Annotated in this window: 16 protein-coding genes; 6 read left to right on the top strand and 10 right to left on the bottom strand. The window is 60.3% G+C overall.

What is annotated here, in order from left to right; translation table 11 throughout:
* Positions 1–70 precede the first annotated feature (70 nt).
* From GTQ55_RS10370 to GTQ55_RS10360, 3 genes are read left to right on the top strand one after another with little or no spacing between them, the layout of a single operon-like run.
* Positions 71–1471 (top strand): phenylacetate--CoA ligase family protein, encoded by a 1401-nt coding sequence (locus GTQ55_RS10370; RefSeq protein WP_161858673.1) that lies wholly within the window; start codon positions 71–73, stop codon positions 1469–1471.
* Between the two features lie 28 nt (positions 1472–1499).
* Positions 1500–2861 carry an amidase gene (locus GTQ55_RS10365; RefSeq protein WP_161858672.1) on the top strand — a complete coding sequence of 454 codons (1362 nt, stop codon included), beginning with the start codon at positions 1500–1502 and terminating at the stop codon, positions 2859–2861.
* Between the two features lie 22 nt (positions 2862–2883).
* Positions 2884–3705, top strand: coding sequence for an enoyl-CoA hydratase/isomerase family protein (locus GTQ55_RS10360; RefSeq protein WP_161858671.1), 822 nt, complete (start codon positions 2884–2886; stop codon positions 3703–3705).
* A gap of 92 nt (positions 3706–3797) precedes the next feature.
* Here the strand turns inward: GTQ55_RS10360 and GTQ55_RS10355 are convergent, their stop codons facing one another.
* The 4 genes from GTQ55_RS10355 to GTQ55_RS10340 all read right to left on the bottom strand — a co-directional run bounded on the left by GTQ55_RS10355 (position 3798) and on the right by GTQ55_RS10340 (position 7538).
* Positions 3798–4193 (bottom strand): hypothetical protein, encoded by a 396-nt coding sequence (locus tag GTQ55_RS10355; RefSeq protein WP_161858670.1) that lies wholly within the window; start codon positions 4191–4193, stop codon positions 3798–3800.
* A gap of 39 nt (positions 4194–4232) precedes the next feature.
* Positions 4233–5420 (bottom strand): class I SAM-dependent methyltransferase, encoded by a 1188-nt coding sequence (locus GTQ55_RS10350; protein WP_161858669.1) that lies wholly within the window; start codon positions 5418–5420, stop codon positions 4233–4235.
* Between the two features lie 144 nt (positions 5421–5564).
* Positions 5565–6254, bottom strand: coding sequence for a Crp/Fnr family transcriptional regulator (locus GTQ55_RS10345; protein WP_161858668.1), 690 nt, complete (start codon positions 6252–6254; stop codon positions 5565–5567).
* Between the two features lie 72 nt (positions 6255–6326).
* A complete protein-coding gene (locus tag GTQ55_RS10340; protein ID WP_161858667.1) occupies positions 6327–7538 on the bottom strand; it encodes a CaiB/BaiF CoA transferase family protein in 1212 nt (403 codons plus the stop codon).
* A gap of 141 nt (positions 7539–7679) precedes the next feature.
* Between GTQ55_RS10340 and GTQ55_RS10335 the strand changes: the two genes are divergently transcribed.
* Positions 7680–8639: a hydroxymethylglutaryl-CoA lyase gene (locus tag GTQ55_RS10335; RefSeq protein ID WP_237567644.1), complete on the top strand. Its 960-nt coding sequence runs from the start codon at positions 7680–7682 to the stop codon at positions 8637–8639.
* Here the strand turns inward: GTQ55_RS10335 and GTQ55_RS17960 are convergent.
* From GTQ55_RS17960 to GTQ55_RS10315, 5 genes are all read right to left on the bottom strand, one after another.
* Entirely contained in the window at positions 8603–8797 is a 195-nt protein-coding gene (locus tag GTQ55_RS17960; RefSeq protein WP_237567643.1) for a hypothetical protein, read from the bottom strand. The genes GTQ55_RS10335 and GTQ55_RS17960 overlap by 37 nt on opposite strands.
* Before the next feature lie 15 nt (positions 8798–8812).
* On the bottom strand, positions 8813–9343 hold the full coding sequence (locus GTQ55_RS10330; RefSeq protein WP_161858666.1) for a flavin reductase family protein: 531 nt from the start codon (positions 9341–9343) through the stop codon (positions 8813–8815).
* Complete coding sequence (locus GTQ55_RS10325) at positions 9333–10304, bottom strand: hypothetical protein (RefSeq protein WP_161858665.1); 972 nt, start codon at positions 10302–10304, stop codon at positions 9333–9335. Before GTQ55_RS10325 ends, GTQ55_RS10330 begins: the two co-directional genes overlap by 11 nt.
* A 119-nt stretch (positions 10305–10423) precedes the next feature.
* Positions 10424–11857 (bottom strand): FAD-dependent oxidoreductase, encoded by a 1434-nt coding sequence (locus GTQ55_RS10320; RefSeq protein WP_161858664.1) that lies wholly within the window; start codon positions 11855–11857, stop codon positions 10424–10426.
* A 107-nt stretch (positions 11858–11964) separates the two neighbouring features.
* Positions 11965–12609 (bottom strand): hypothetical protein, encoded by a 645-nt coding sequence (locus GTQ55_RS10315; RefSeq protein ID WP_161858663.1) that lies wholly within the window; start codon positions 12607–12609, stop codon positions 11965–11967.
* A 120-nt stretch (positions 12610–12729) separates the two neighbouring features.
* Here GTQ55_RS10315 and GTQ55_RS10310 point away from each other — a divergent pair, with 120 nt between their 5' ends.
* Both GTQ55_RS10310 and GTQ55_RS10305 read left to right on the top strand, forming a co-directional pair.
* Positions 12730–13536 (top strand): SDR family NAD(P)-dependent oxidoreductase, encoded by an 807-nt coding sequence (locus GTQ55_RS10310; protein ID WP_161858662.1) that lies wholly within the window; start codon positions 12730–12732, stop codon positions 13534–13536.
* Between the two features lie 113 nt (positions 13537–13649).
* Positions 13650–14399, top strand: coding sequence for an alpha/beta hydrolase (locus GTQ55_RS10305; protein WP_161858661.1), 750 nt, complete (start codon positions 13650–13652; stop codon positions 14397–14399).
* A 394-nt stretch (positions 14400–14793) separates the two neighbouring features.
* Here GTQ55_RS10305 and GTQ55_RS10300 read toward each other — a convergent pair whose 3' ends face one another.
* The gene (locus tag GTQ55_RS10300; protein WP_161858660.1) at positions 14794–16119 is read right to left on the bottom strand and encodes an MFS transporter; all 1326 of its coding nucleotides are present in this window, start codon (positions 16117–16119) and stop codon (positions 14794–14796) included.
* Positions 16120–16131: the final 12 nt, after the last annotated feature.

Raw genomic sequence — 16131 nt, 5'->3', positions numbered from 1 at the left:
CGCCAATCAACAATTGCCAACGAACGAAAGCCAACACACGACAGTCACTGGAAGCGAGCGAAGTTCTTTCATGCCTTACCCAAGTTATTTCGAGAGTTTTGATGTGCATCAGGCGCTGGCGGACTACCCGCTGGGGGATGCCTTTCTGCAAACCTACGCCGGTATGTCGCGGGATGCCCTGCGGGAACTGCAGAACCAGCGCTTTCTGAAGTTGGTGGCGCGGGGTTGGCAGATTCCGTTTTACCAGCGGTTGTGGGGCGAGGCCGGCATTCTGCCCACTGATATTCGCAGTATCGACGACATCGAAAAACTGCCGGTATTTTCCAAGTCCGACATCATGCAGAGCGTAGAGCGGTTTCCCCCCATTGGGGATTTCAGCGGGCTTGATGGGCTGGCGCCGGAGCAGCGGCCCCCGGTGGTGTTCCATACCACCAGTGGCACCACTGGCCGGCCGCAGCCCATTCTCTTTGGCCCGCGCGGGCGCGAGATACAGGCGATGCTGGTGGCGCGGGCCTACCGTTTTATGGGGCTGAAGCCCGGCGCTACCGTGCAGTCAACCTATGGCCACGGCATGATCAATGGCGGGCACTATATTCGCGAGGCGGTAACCCGCTACACCAACGCGCTGTTTTTATCTGCGGGTACCGGCCTTGAAACCCGTTCTGCCCAGCAGGTGCAGCTGATGCGGGATTTCGGCGTGAACGTAATGGTGGGTTTTGCGGATTACATCAAGAAGCTCGCCAGTGTGGCGCAGGAAATGGGCATGACCCCGGGGGAGGACCTGCGCATTGACATGATCATTGGCCACCTGGGCCAGGAAACCCGCGCCGCATTGAGTGATGCCTGGGGCGGCGCGAAGCTGTACGACTGGTATGGAGTGGCGGATACCGGCTGTATTGCTGCGGAAGGCCCGGACCAGAATGGACTCTATGTGTGGGAAGACGCCCACTACCTGGAGTTGCTCGACGTGGAAAGCGGGCGTGCGGTATCGGCGGGCGACACCGGCAATATGGTGGTGACCTGTCTGTACAAGGACGATATCTATCCGGTGATCCGCTTCAATACCTGTGACATTACCGCGGAGATTCCGGGAGAAAACCCGTTCAATCTGCCGTTCAGGCGCATCCGCGGTTTTCTCGGTCGCTCCGACAATATGGTCAAGCTGCGCGGTATCAATGTATACCCGCACGGCATCGGTGGCATGCTGGCGGAGCTGGAGAGTTTTACCGGGGAATATGTGTGTATCGCCGAGCGCGATGCCAGTGGCCGCGAGACCCTCACGGTGCTGGTGGAAGTGGGCGCGGCCCTGGAGCAACACCCGGCGATTGCCCGGCAGTGCGCGGAAATGCTCAAGCACAAACTGGGAATCGAAGTGGGGGTGGAACCGGTGGCCGCCGGCGGCACCGCGCAGTGGACCGAGATCGACCGACGCCAGAAACCCTTGCGCCTGATCGACCGGCGTTTCGACTGACATTGCGATAATTAATCGGGGGTTGCCCATGATTCAGCTTAGCGACAGCCATTTGCGTGAGGATGCCTCTTCACTGGCGGAGCGGCTGCGCCGCGGCGAATACACCAGTGAGCAACTCACGGCGCGCACTCTGGCGGCCATCGAAAAGACCCAGCGTGCCATCAATGCCTATGTGTTTGTCGACCGCGAAGGCGCATTGGCCGCCGCGCGTGCGTCGGATGCGCGGCGCAGGGCAGGGGCACTGCTGTCCATCTACGATGGCCTCAGCTTTGCGGTAAAAGACAATATTGCGGTCGCGGGAATGCCCACCGCCAACGGTCTCGGTTACCGCGGCGATGCACCGGTGTCCAAACTGGATGCCGCGGTAGTGGCACAATTGCGCAGCGCCGGCCTGATTCCTTTGGGCAAACTGAACATGCACGAGATCGCCCTCGGCGCCACCAACGATAACCCCCACTGGGGGCGCTGCGAACACCCGCTGCGCGCCGGCTTTACCCCGGGAGGCTCCAGCGGCGGCTCGGCGGCGGCAGTGTCTGCGGGGCTCTGCGCAGTCTCGCTGGGAACCGACACCATGGGCTCGGTGCGTATCCCTGCGAGTTACTGTGGCGTCAGCGGGTTCAAGCCCGGACGCGGCTCGGTGAGTGCCAACGGCGTCACCCGCTTGAGCCGACAGCTCGATACCGTCGGGCCGCTGGCGCGCTCGAGTCGTGATCTGTGCGGGCTTTGGCCGCTGCTGCGCGAAACAGTGTGCAAGGAATCTCTCGGTCCAGCCGATCTGGCGAGCACCCGCTGGGCAGTTGTCGACGACTGCCTGGCGCTGGGTGTGGCTGCAGAAATTTCTGCGGATTTCCAGTGTTTCACGGCGGCGTTGCCGGGCGCAATAAAACGTCCGCGAACGTTCGCGGGAAGCGATTTTTCTGCCATCCGCCGCGCGGGCCTGTTGCTGTGCGAGGCGGAGGCCAATGTGACTTTCGCGCAAAAGCTGGCCCAGCGTCCCGCGCTGTTTTCGGAAGAGTTACAGCGGCTGCTGCGCTGGGGCGCCGAGCGCAGTGCACCGGACCTGGTGCGCGCACAGGATACTGTGGAAGCAGCGGGTCACTGGTTGCGTATGCAGCTGGACGCCGTGGACTATCTGCTGACACCGACCACCCTGCAGACCGCGTTTCCCTTCAGTACCGCGGCTCCGGTGAACCAGGCTAACCTGACCGCCTGCGTGAACATGGCGGGGCTGGCGGCGGCGAGTATTCCGCTGGGCGTGTCCAGCGATGGACTACCATTCGGTGTTCAGATCATTGCCCGCGCGGGCGCTGAAGCTACATTACTCGAGACCTGTGTTGCGCTGGAGCAGTGGTTGCCCAGCCAGCGAAAGGCACAACAGGAGATGGCGTGATGGCGATGGAGGGCAATGCCACATGACAACGGAAACGCAACAAGCGGCGACGGCGCATATCGGTTTTGTCACCGATGGCGGGCTGGCGCGCATCACCATCGACAACCCCAGGCAGCGCAATGCCATGACGGTGGCAATGTGGCAACAATTGTCGCAGCTGCTCGATCGTGTGGCGGCCGACGATAGCATCCGCGCAGTGCTGCTCACGGGGGCGGGTGAGCGCGCATTCTGCGCCGGGGCCAATATCGATGAACTGGCGGCGGCGATGCGGGACCCGGCGGAAATGCGTCGCCAGAATACGCTGATTCGCGACGTGCAGTTGCAGCTGGAGCGATTGCCGCGGCCGACGCTGGCGGTGATTCGCGGTGCCTGTTACGGCGGTGGTTGCGGCGTGGCGTTGGCCTGCGATATTCGCCTTGCCGACAGCGAGTCAACCTTTGCCATCACGCCGTCCAAACTGGGCATTCTCTACAATCTGGCGGACACCCAACGACTGATAAACGCAGTGGGTGCGGCCAATGCGCGCGAACTGTTGTTGACCGGGCTGCCGGTATCGGCAGCGCGGGCGCAGCAAATCGGTCTGGTGCAACATCTGGCGGATGGCCCGGAACTTGAGCGGCTGCAGGCAGAGCTGGTGCAGAGCCTGCTGGACAATTCCCAGTATTCCCTGCGCTGGACCAAGGCTACGCTGAACTATCTCTGCGGCCATGCCGCTGCATCGGACATTAGTGAAGACCAGTTGCGGCAGGCGTTTGAAGAGGCGTTCTCCGGTGGTGATTTCGAAGAGGGTAGTGCGGCGTTCCTCGAGCGGCGTCGTGCACAGTTTCGCTGGCCCGAGGGCTGAGCGGGTCCTGCCAAGAATCCGCTAAACAGGATGCATAAAAAAGCCCTGCCATTCTGCCAGGGCTTTTTTGTTTCTGCGTCGTTTTCTCTGGTTCAGCTGCTGGCGAGCTCTTCAATCAGCTCCTCTAGCTCGGTCGAAGCGCTGACATTTTCCCTGCGCGCCTGTTGCTGTGCTTCGCGGTCCTCGTCGAACTGTTCAATCTCCTGCTGAACCACCCGCAGGATCCGCGCGATAAACTCCTGGTGCCAGAGCCCGCGCTCGCGGGCAGCGGTGGTGTCCGGCACATAGCCTTCGATGTCTGTTTGTTTTAGCAGGTTGCGCGCTTCCAGCAGCCGCTCGAGGGTGTCGATCCGTTCGCGGGCGACAGCGAGCTCCCCGGCCAGTGCCATCAGGATCGACAACAGCCGATCGGTGTCGGTGTCCTTGAAAAAGGTCGGACGTTTGCCCCGGGCCTTGTTACCGGCCATGTCGATTGCATCAAAGGTCATGGCATTTCTCCGCCTCGTTCCATCCATCATCATTGGGATTCATTTGCTGGCGATATAGGTGTGCCAGGCAGGCTTGCGCCCGTAGTCTTCACTGTCGGCCGCGGCCTTGGCCGCGCTCGGGAACAGGGTTTCATCCACCACTGCGAACAGGTTGCGGGTGGTGATATTTTCCCGCGCGAACCCGGCCTGCGCCATCGCTTCGAAAAGGTCCAGGTCGTGCAGCGTGCCCCAGAAGGGCTCGTTGTTGTTGCGGGTATCCCAGTCGCGCATGAACTGCTCGTAGGGCGGCATGTCCGGAGTGAACTGGGGCTGTTCGATATGCACCACCTTACCGCCGTTTGCGAGCAGGCGATGGGTTTCCGCGAGAATGCGTGGCAGCGCGAGGTTCGAGGTTTCATGCAGAAACATACAGGTGATAATCAGGTCGAAGCTGCCGTCTTCCGCGGCGATGGATTCGGCGTTTTCCTGGCGGAAGGTGATGTTGTCGATGCCCAGCGAGCGGGCCCGTGCATGGGCATAGCGCAGCACCGGGGCGGAGACATCGATGGCGAGAATTTCGGTGTCCGGAAAAGCCTGGGCGAGCGGCACGATGTTGTGGCCGACTGTACAGCCGATATCGAGAATGCGCTTGGGTCTGTAACCGGATTTCGCTTCTTCTCTTAACCATTCCACCAGCGCCTGCCCGCCGCCGTCGCTGTAGCGCCCGAGCATGCCGGCGGTGGTGACAAAAATGCCGCTGTCGTAGTTCGCACCTGCGGCGACGTCGTCGTCACAGTATTCAGTGTGGTAACTGCCCGGCATGCAGTGAGTATCCACAGCGCTCACATAGCGCGGGATCTCCACCGCAGGATTCATTTGCAGATTATCGTGGCCGTCATTCAACTGCCGGGCTTTTTCAATGAGGTCCGGCAGCTGGCGGAATACCATGGCGCGACTGTTCTGCTGACGCATTTCCATCGTGTTGCGGCGCAGGCTGCTCCACAGCTGGTAGAGGGGTTCGCGTCGCAGCAACTCACCGACTTCGCGCCGGCTGGACGGCGCTGTGGTGCCTTCAATGCGTTTGTCATAGGCCTTGCGCACACCGGGCAGTACCCGGGATGCGAGGTGCATATTCAGGTTGGTGAGAAAATTGAAGCGGGCGATCTCATCGTGATTGGCTTCAGGAAATACTCCGTGGCGCCCGACCGCATTCCAGGCGGGGGGGACTTGCCGATCTGTATTTGCCATGGGCAACTCCGCAGTTAGCGAGGATTTTCGCTAGTCTAGCGGGGTGGGTAGGGCTGCCCATGATAATTGTCAACTTGTGCCGAAGGCATGGCGCTGGGGGGCAGAGTGAGGGCTGAGTGGCGTCTTGGGGAATGGCTGCGCGCTTCACTGCACGCTGGCCAGCTCCTCCAGCACGCTGCGATCGAGCACACGGATGCGATGCGCGCTCACGATCTCGACCAGCTGCATGGCCTTGAGGCGCGCGAAGGCGCGGCTCACGGTTTCTATGGTGAGCCCGAGGTAATCGGCAATATCCTGGCGACTCATGATGAGTTCGATATCGGCATTGTGCGCGCCGCACTGGCGGCGCCCGATCTGGGCAAGCAGAAAGCACAGGCGCTCGTGGGCTTTTTTCTGACCGAGCGCAAACAGCTGGTCGAGGGTCTGTGCCAGCACATTGCCGCCCACCTGTCGCGCATTGGCCTTGAGTGTGGGGAAGCGATCCACCAGGGTGAGGAATTCGCGGCGCGGGAACACCTGTAATTCGGCCTCCCGCAGGCAGACCACGCTGTATTCGTAGTCTTCGGTATTGGTGAATCCGATGTAGTCGCCGGGATAGGAAAAGGCGATCACCTGGCGGCGACCGGAGCGTGATAGCCGCTCGATCATCAGGGTGCCGGCAACCACCACGTACACATGCTGGGCGGCGCTGTACTGGCGAATCAGTTGCTCACCGGACGGTATCCGTCGCCGCTGGCAGATGGCGGCCAGCGGCGCCAGCTCCTCATGGCCGAGGCCGCGAAACAGTTTGGAGTGGAAAAACGTTTCCGGCGGTTTCAGAGCTGCGCTGCTCACAGTGACCTGTCCTCAAAATACATCTTTCCTGAGACTAATCGCAAAGGCCTTAGCTGTCCATATCCTGTACGGTCAATGTACCGGATCCTCGAGCCGGCTGCCCCGCAGCACCCCATGCTCCACCAAGGCTTCTATCTGGGCGTCGCTCAGCCCCAATGCGCGGGCCACCTCGATACTGTGTTGACCGGCCTTTGGCAGATCCCGGCGCAGCCCGGGGCGGCGGCCATCAAACTCCACTGGCAGCGCCGGCAGGTGCGCGTGCTGGCCGTTCTCCAGGGTGACTTCCACCAAGCCGCCGGCGGCGTTCAGGTGCGGGTCGGTAAACAGGTCGGCGGGTTTGTTGATGGGAGCGAAGGGGATTCCGGCGCGATCGAGCCTTGCCATCAGTTCTTCTTTGGGAAGACTGCCGAACAGGGCATTGATACGCGGCAGTATGCGCTCGCGGGCGGCAACCCGACCGGCGTTGCTGGCGAGGGACGCATCCTCGGCGAAATCGCTCAATTGGAATTCGCTGCAGAAGGCCCGCCATAGGGTGTCGCTAACCACGCCGACAAAAACACGTTCCCCTTCGGCGCTGTGGAAGATGTCATACACCGACCAGGCACTGCGGCGCACCGACATGGGGGGCGGCTCCTCGCCAGTCACCGCCTGTTGTGCCATATGCTGGCCCACCAGGAAGGCCGTGGTCTCAAACAGTGAGCTGGTCACATGCTGGCCGTGTCCGGTGCTGTGGCGTTGCTGCAGTGCGGACAGGATTGCGATGACTCCGAACATCCCGCCGGTAATGTCAATCACCGAGGTGCCGGCGCGCAGGGGGCGGTCGGGTAGCCCGGTCATGTAGGCGAGGCCGCCCATCATCTGGGTGACTTCGTCGAGGGCGGTACGGTGTTCGTAGGGACCACTGAGGAACCCCTTCAGGGAACAGTAGATGAGGCCCGGGTTGCGCTCCCTGAGTGCCGCATAGCCAAAGCCCAGTCGGTCCATGGCCCCGTGGCGGAAGTTCTCGATCACCACGTCGGCCTCATCAATCAGGCGCAGGGCGAGATCGCGGCCCTCCGGGGATTTCAGGTCCAGGGCCAGGCTGCGCTTGTTGCGGTTGTACATGGTAAAGTAGCCCGCCCCCGAACCCTGCAGCCGCCGGGTGTTGTCGCCCTCGAAGGGCTCTACCTTTGTTACCTCTGCCCCCAGGTCCGCGAGTATGCCGCCGGCGGCGGGGCCCATCACCATGTGGGTAAACTCGACCACCTTGATGCCGGCGAGCGGCAAAACTTCCTGATGCGCCATTGGCGGCTCTCCACTGAAATACATTGCCCGTGCAGGTACTGGCCAATATGATATAATAATATAACATTAGGTCAAGCGGCCGGTTGGGCGTGCCAGATGGGCAAGCGCAAATAGGCAGTACAAACGACGGGGGATACACCAGTGGTTGGTAGTGATATCGATATCGAAATAAGTGAGGTAGGGCCGCGGGACGGACTGCAGAGTATCAACCGTATTATGGCGACGGCCGACAAGAAGCGCTGGATTGGTGCGCTGGCGGCCGCCGGTCTGCGCGAGATCGAAGTGGGCTCCTTTGTACCCGCAAAAGTGTTGCCGCAATTGGCGGATACGGCGGAGGTCGTTGCGTTCGCCCGCACCATTCCCGGGCTCACGGTGGCGGTGCTGGTGCCCAACCTGCGCGGTGCACAGGCTGCCGTAGCCGCCGGGGCGCACAAGTTGACCATTCCTCTGTCGGTCAGTGAAACCCACAGCCTGAAAAACCTGCGCCGCACCCACCAGCAGGTCCTGGAAGAGGTGCGCGGAATTCGGGCTTTGCTGAACGAATTACCGCCGCAACAGCGGCCGAGTTTTGAGGGCAGCCTGTCTACCTGTTTTGGCTGCACCCTGGAAGGGCCCGTTGCCGAAGACGCGGTGCTGCGCTTGGGCGAATCGCTGATGGAGGCCGGCTGCGATGAGATCGGGCTTTCCGACACCACCGGTTACGGCAACCCGCTACAGGTGCGCCGGATGATTCGTCGCATCTGGGAAAGCCTGGGGCGCGAAACGCTGCACGGTATTCACCTGCACAATACCCGCGGCCAGGGCCTGGCCAATGCGCTGGCGGCGATCGAGGAGGGGATTACGACGGTGGATGCCTCGATGGGCGGAATCGGTGGCTGTCCGTTTGCGCCGGGTGCCAGTGGCAACATCGTCACCGAGGATCTCGCGTTCCTGCTGGAGGCCATGGGCTATCGCACCGGCGTGGATTTTGAGAGATTGATGGCAGCAAGAGAAATTCTTGCGGCCGCACTGCCGGGTGAGCCACTGTATGGTTTTGTGCCGGATGCGGGCTTGCCAAAAGGGTTTCAGCGCGCAGCAAGTATCCAGCCGGAAATCGCCTGACGTTCACTTTTATTTTCTGGGTAAGGTTTTTTACTTTTTTGATTACTTGCCTGTTGCCGCGCCGACAGCGAGTGTTTTGCACTCGCTGGCTGCGCGGTTTTTTTTACTGCGCAAATAGAAAAGCCGGCAGGGATACTGCCGGCGACTATGGTCATCAAGTGAGAATTGGAAACTCAGGCAATACGCGCGTAGCGTCCGCGGTGGAAGAGTAGCGGTTCCCGATCCTGGGTGTGCATGGCCTGGACTCTGCCCACCATGATCAGGTGATCGCCGCCATCGTAGCGCGCGGCTACAGTACATTGCAGGCGCGCACAGTATTCATGCAGCAGGGGAACACCGTCGTTATTGATGATGTAATCCAGTCCCGCAAATCTGTCTGTCCCGCGGCGGGCGAACAGGGAGGAAAGCGCCTCCTGTTCGTCACTCAAAACGTGAATGGCGAAATGCTCGCAGCGATCGAAGGCGTCAAAGCAACCCGTGTTCTTGCCGATACACCAGAGAATCAGCGGTGGCTCGAGGGAGACCGTATTGAAACTGCTGGCGGTCATCCCCACTGGTTCGCCGGATTCGTTGCTGGTGGTAATTATGGTCACGCCGGTGGCGAACTGGCCGAACACCTGGCGAAGTTGCTGGGGCTCAACTGCATGCTGCCTCCCGTTAATAGCAGGGGCAATTGGTCTCAGTAGTTCCGCTTCAGTCGACATGGTTGGCTCCCAGTATCAGGTCACCCTGTTCCCAGCGCAGCACGCCGAAGGTGGTGTATTTTTCTTTTTGCGATTGCATGAACTGCCAGGCGCACACCAGGGTGTAATCCTCATCCACCTGGGTTTCCCGCGACCAGAGTTTGAAGGCCTGGCCGAATACGTGGCGCACGGAGTAGAGGTAGCGACCATACGACATGCCGTTGCCGAACATGTCGGGGCCGTGGTACTGATGGTGGTTGCCGGTGCGGGTGCGCATGGCGGTCCACTTGGCATTTATCACGCCGCTGATTTCGATGGTCTGCTCGGAGTGCAGCAGGTTCAGGGGCTTGTGATGGATCACCACATCGTTGTGCCCCACCAGTTCCTGATTTTCGTTGTACACCTCGAAACGGCCGGAAAACTGGCCCGCGTGCTTGACGGGAAGGTTGAATGGGCGCTTGCCATCCAGCTTTTCTTTTTCCAGGAAGGCATCTACCCGTTTCTGGGTTGCCGGGTTGGTCTCGTGATCCTGGGTGACCACATAGAGACCATTGAACACGCCGACCAAGGTGTCCGCTTCAAACAGCTGGGAGGAGTACACCTGGATGCCGAGTTCCGGAACCACATGGTTCATGGTACGCAAATTGACGTTCCAGCCCGGTGAGAAGTAATTGGAATCCACCAGCAGACCGTAGGGCCGGCCACTACCGATAAAATCCGGGCCGGTGTAAATGCGATCCTGGTCGGAATCGATCACGCCAAAGCGAAACGGTGACCCGATTTCAAAGCGGTCATTCAGTGGGCCGGTAGCATCGAAGCGGGTGTTCATCCAGTAGGTGGTGCGCCCGTTTTCAAATTCACTGGCACGGCTGACCTTGTTGTAGCCCACATGGGTACCGTCGGCCTCAAACAGCGAGGGCAGGCCGTGCCATTCGCCTTCAATGGCCTTTTGCCAGTTGCTGGGTTTTTTGTCGTTGCTCATATTGGTTCTACCGGTTTAGCGTCACTGTGTCATGCGCCAATATGTGGTTGCACATGAACATTATTCGGCGATTTCAGCTGCCATCCTAACCTGTGGATGGCCGGCTGCCTTGTCAATTATCAATTCTGCATGATGGGTGCGGTCTGTTCGCTGAAGGCCGGGGCCTGCTTGCAGGCATCGCCGGCCAGCGCAAAGCCCTGGAGTTGTCCGTCGCTGGCGATGAAGCGGGCAATTACGCCCTGACTGTCACTGCGCTCATACTGCCACTGGCCGTCGGCGTTACACGGTGGTGGCGACACGGTCACTGGGCACAGGGTTGTCTTGATGCTGACCGGCATATTGCCGTAATGCACCGGGGTGGGGCTACCCGCCAGGGTCTGTGCCAGTGCGCGCGCACCGGCCAGTAACGGCGCGATATAGCAGAGGTTGTGACCGTCGACATCGGCGCAGTCCCCAAGGGCGAAGACCTGCTCCGCGCTGGTGGCCAGATAGCGGTCGGTGACGATGCCGCGGGTGGTGCGGACGCCGGCGTGCTGCGCCAGATCCACCCGCGGGCGCACGCCGATGGCGCTGATGACCCGATCGACCTGCAGCTGGCTGCCGTCGGCCAGTTCGACCCGGACACTGCCAGCGGCGTGGTCGAGGTTCTTGACGGTGGTACCGAGGTGGAAGTGAACTCCGGCCCGGGTAAGGGCGTTTTGCACCAGGTCGCCTGCTGCCGGTGGTATCAGGCTGCCGAGCAGCTGCGTCTGGGGTTCGACCACATGCACGTCAAACCCGGCCTGGATCAGGTCGTTGGCGTACTCGCAACCGATCAGGCCACCGCCGATCACCAGCACCGACCTTGCGCCGGCGATGCCAGTGTAAAAACGTTGGAAATCCTGCAGGTCGTTGATGCTGTAGGCGCAGCCCGCCGCGCTTCCCGCCATCGGAATTTCCACCGGATCGGAGCCCATCGCCAATACGAGTTTGCCGTAATGCAGCTGTTGATCATGGGCACCTGCGCGCATGGTCAATACCCTGGAGGCGGTATCCATGGCGGTGACCCGGGTAAAGGTGAGTATCTGCGCATTGAGGGTTTCCGCCATTTCCCGCGCTGTATTGCTGACCAGCTGCAGCGGTGAGCGCTGTTTGTGAAATGCGGTGCTTAATTGCGGCTTCGAATAGTGCGCACCATCGTCGGCGGAAATCATGATCAGCGGCGTTGTCTGGTCAAGTTTGCGCAGTTCCTTTGCCAGGTGGTAACCGGCAAGCCCGGTACCGATGATCACCACCGGCGCGCGGCTGAAGTCGACGTCGGAGCTTGCGGCGACCGGGGATGGCAGTGGCTTGTCTGGCGATTCTGCCGCAGCGGCGTTATCCGCGGCCATCGCTATGCGGCGCACTTCGATCATTTCAAAGTCGTCTTTGCCGACCCCGCATTCGGGGCATTGCCAGTCTTTCGGCACGTCTTCCCAACGAGTGCCCGGGGCAATGCCGTCTTCCGGCGCGCCTTTGGATTCATCGTACACCCAGCCGCAAACCAGGCATTCCCAGATTCGATACTCCTGCATGTGCTACTTCCCGATCGTTATTACTTTGTAGTCGGTGTGCCGCAGCAGAACGCCGCGGTCGATGAGCAGAGCATAAGAAGGAGTGTTTGCCGGGTGGATGACAATTATCAAGCCGTGGTGGATTGAACCAGATGCTGCCAGATGGAGGAGCGGAACGGTTCTTCGTGCACCGGGCCATGGTCGCCGCGTGGATCCAGAGAATGGCGACAGTCGCAGGTGGGCGACAGGCGGACCCCGCGGGCCGTCAAGGTGCGGGTGGCGACGCCGTCGCGGTAAAGCACCGTGTGCCGAACACGCTGGCCGGGGGCGGTGAGCATGATGAAATCGGGCTCCATATACACATCGCAGGCCTGGCCGAGGCGCAGCGCGTTGAAGGTCAAAATACCGACACCACCGGATACGCCGATATTTTCATAGGCGCCGGGGCCCAGCGGATCGAACACCAGCAGGTTGTCGCGCAGCTGGCCGGTGAAGGTTTTAGCGGTGGGCTTGCGGCCGCGAAAATGCACATTGGTCAACTGCAGGCGCTGACCGTCGAAATCCAGGTAAACCAGGTTGTCGAACGGGCTGGGCCCCGGGGTGCCGCTGCCGGCGACGGTGTCGTCTTGCAGTGGGCGGCCATCGAGGTGGAACAGTTCTACCTGGTCGTGCCAGGTGCCGCGCATCAACATGAGGTTGTAACCCACTGAGCCGATGGGGAAGGTGGGGTAGCTGGTAAAAGTATCCGTTTGTTCCGTGGCGATCTCAGGCATAGTGTTATCGTCTTGCAATAAACATAATAATGATATAACAATAACTCAAAATATCGGCAGCAGCCAGAGTGCGTGCACCGGCGCCGCCAATCTGACGCTGCGAATCTGGGAGGGAATTTCATGAAAACAGTGGTAATTACCGGTAGCACCCGGGGTATCGGCCGCGGCCTCGCGGAAAATTTCCTGGCTCGTGGTTGCCGGGTGATTGTCAGTGCCCGCTCCCAAAACAAGGTGGATGAGGCAGTCACTGAACTGCAGGCTGCGTATGGCACCGATGCGGTGGCGGGACTGCGCTGTGATATCACCTCCGAGCAGGAGCTGGCCGAATTGTGGGGCTTTGCCCATGCGCGCGGCCCGGTGGATTACTGGATCAATAATGCGGGCATGAGCATTGTGCGCAAACCGCTCGCCGAACAGTCCGCGGACGATCTGCGGCGTATTGTGGACACCAATCTCACCGGACTGCTGCTGGCCTGCAAGGTCGCCCTCGCCGGCATGCAGCAGCAGGGTCATGGCCAGATCTGGAATATGGAAGGATTCGGCAGCACCGGGCAGACCGCTCCGGGCATGGCGGCCTACGGGGCCACCAAGCGCGGGCTGAATTACCTCACCAAGGCGCTGCAAAAAGAAGTGAAAGGTACTGCAGTGCAGGTCAACACTCTGAGCCCGGGCATCGTGGTCACCGACCTGTTGGTGGGCGATTACGACCTCAATTCCAGTGAGTGGCAAAAGACCCGAAAAATTCTCAATATCCTCGGCGACACCGTCGATACCGTAACCCCGTATCTGGTGCAGGGGATACTGAGCGCTCAGAAAAGCGGTAGCCGCGTAGTCTGGCTTACCGGGCGCAAGGCTTTCTGGCGATTTCTGACTGCGGGCTTCAACAAGCGTGACCTGTTTGCAGGTTACAAATCCCACGCCGCCTGACACCACAGCCTGCGAATTCTCCTTCATTGCCGAGAAGGGTGAGGGGGAGCACGTGCACAGGTAGCAGCGGTAAGTAAAACCCAAATGCAGTAAAACCTGATAAGGATAAAACCATGATGCTCACCAGACTTGTAAAGATTGCAGGATTTTTTGCCGCGGTGTTTATGTTCCATACTTCCGCTCACGCCGATGCACAGGCCGAGGTGGATGCGGCCATGACATCATCCCCAGCAGTTAAAGTGTTCCAGAAGCGGGACTGGGTCGGAGTCTCCCAATTCTTCGGCTTCGAACCGGCCCAGCCGGTGTCTTCCCGGGGGCTGATCATTTACCCGGGCGCGTTTGTGGACCCACGTGCTTACGCGCCGCTCGCCCGACACTTTGCTGACCTCGGCTATCATGCGGCAGTGGTTACCCCGCCGTTTAACCTTGGATTGCTTGGCAGCAATTATGCGGATTATGTGAAGTATTACTGGAAGCGTGAGGTGAGCGGTTGGGTGATCGGTGGTCACTCATTGGGTGGTGTCGTTGCCGCCGACTATGTGAATGTTCACCGGGCCTCCTGGGATAAAGTGGATGCACTTTTCCTGCTGGCCGCCTATCCCAATGACCTGGCTTATCTGAACTCGCTGGACATTCCCGTGACCTCCATCTGGGGGGCTGTCGACGGTCTGACCACCGAACAGGATATTGAAGACAGCAAGGCACGGTTGCCCGCGCATACAAAATATGTGCGTATCGAGGGCGGCAACCATACCCAGTTCTATTATTCCGATACGCTGCAGAGCGATGATAATCCTGCCCTGATCAGCCGCGAGGCTCAGCAGGCGATTGTCGAGCAGGAAATTGGATTGCTGCTGAACTGAGCTTGATATCGATGCCGTAGCGCGCCGGTCATAATTGGCCGGCGCGTTGCTGTTGGCAAACGGGGGAGCCGATGTTCAGCTTTTTATTTTTTGCACTGGCAATATCCCATCTTGGGATTTTTATGTGGAGCCTGCGACAGCCGGTGATGGGCTTCGCGACCTGGTTTCTGCGTGGGGAATGTGGCAGAGCTGGTATTTGCATTCAGTCTAGTGATTGCTTTGAATGCCTCGAGCAGATCTGTAATAGCGCCGCGGTCAGAACCAATAACCGCTGCGTGAATTCTGTCTTGTGAGCGGTTCGGCAGGCTGTGATTTCGGTGTGCCCCCCAAGCGTCCCCAATAAAAAAGCCCGCAACTGCGGGCTTTTTTATTGCATCTATTTTGAACGCTATTGTTATGCTGGATCCACAAGCATTTGTGCCTGTGCGTCTCGGCTTGCGGACCGACGCTCCAGCACAACGGCCCAAACCAGCACCAGGGCAGCCACCAACGCGAAGAATACGAACGGGCCTGAGGCGCGCCAGGTGTCGAACAGGTATCCGCCAACGACACTGGCCACCAGAATGCCGACGGCGCCGGACAGGGTGAAAAATCCGATCACCGCACCGCGGTGGGATTCCGGGGCCTGCTGGGCGATCAGCACGCCGCTGGTGATGATGCAGCCGATTTCCCCGAGTCCGATCAGTACCGCACAGACAATCATGCCGGTGCTGAATGGGTCAGTGATGAAAATCGTCGAGCCATAACCAATGGCGGATACCAGCAGGGCGATGATGAGTGCGCGCACACGGGTGATCTTGTCCGCCATGATGCCAAACAGCGGCGCACCGAGCAGCGCACATCCCTGGGCGATGCCCACAATCATGCCAGCGCGCGCCAGCGCGTCTGCGCGGCTCATGCCCATTTCCGTAGTGCCGTAATTGGTTACCCATAGGGTGAAGAAGGTGCCCACGATCATCAGGTTGCCGCGTGCCACAAACGACGCACCGTAGGCCAGGGCGATCTTGGGATCCCGCGCGGCGCGCAGGCCATTGCGGGTGATGCTCAGCAGGCTTTCACTGTGTTCGCTGGGTACGCGACTGCCGGGCTTGAGTCCAACCAGCATGAGAATACCGGTGATGAAGGCGATGGCGGCAACCAGGCTGTAGGTCTGGATACCCGCTTCGTGGGCGGTAGCGCCGCCACGCTGGAGGATGGCGGGGAGCTGCAGCAGCAGGAACACGCAGACCATGGCGCCCACCCCGTTCATTACCCCCTGCAACCCGGTGGCGCGGCCGCGGCTTTCATCCCGGACATAGTCCGCGACCAGCGCGACAATAGTGGTGGTCACCGCGGCGATGCCCACGGCGTAGACCAGGCGGAAGACCAGCAGTTGGCTGATGTCGCGGGCGTGTGGATAGAGTGCAACGCCGGCGGATATCAACAAAAAACCGAACCCGGTCACCGGCCGTCGGCCGAACCGGTCGGAGAGCGGGCCGAAAACCGCAACCGCGATGATGATCGCAATTTCCGCCCAGAAGTTGAGCAGTCCGCTCACCATGCCGTGCCGTTCCTGGGGGATTCCAAGGAATTCGGTCAGCAGAAACGGCTGGCTCTGGGGGATAAAGGAGGCGAACATGATGGCCGCGAGGCAGGCAAAATAAAACGTCAGAATATTGGCTCCGGTCACGTTCTCCGCGAGGCGCAGGCCCGCAAGCCGTCGATCCTGTTGAATGGCCATGGTGGTTTCTCC

It is taken from the genome of Microbulbifer hydrolyticus (genome assembly GCF_009931115.1).
Classification (GTDB): Bacteria; Pseudomonadota; Gammaproteobacteria; order Pseudomonadales; family Cellvibrionaceae; genus Microbulbifer; species Microbulbifer hydrolyticus.
Note: the sequence above shows the minus strand (reverse complement) of the source record. Positions and strands in the feature narration are given on the sequence as shown.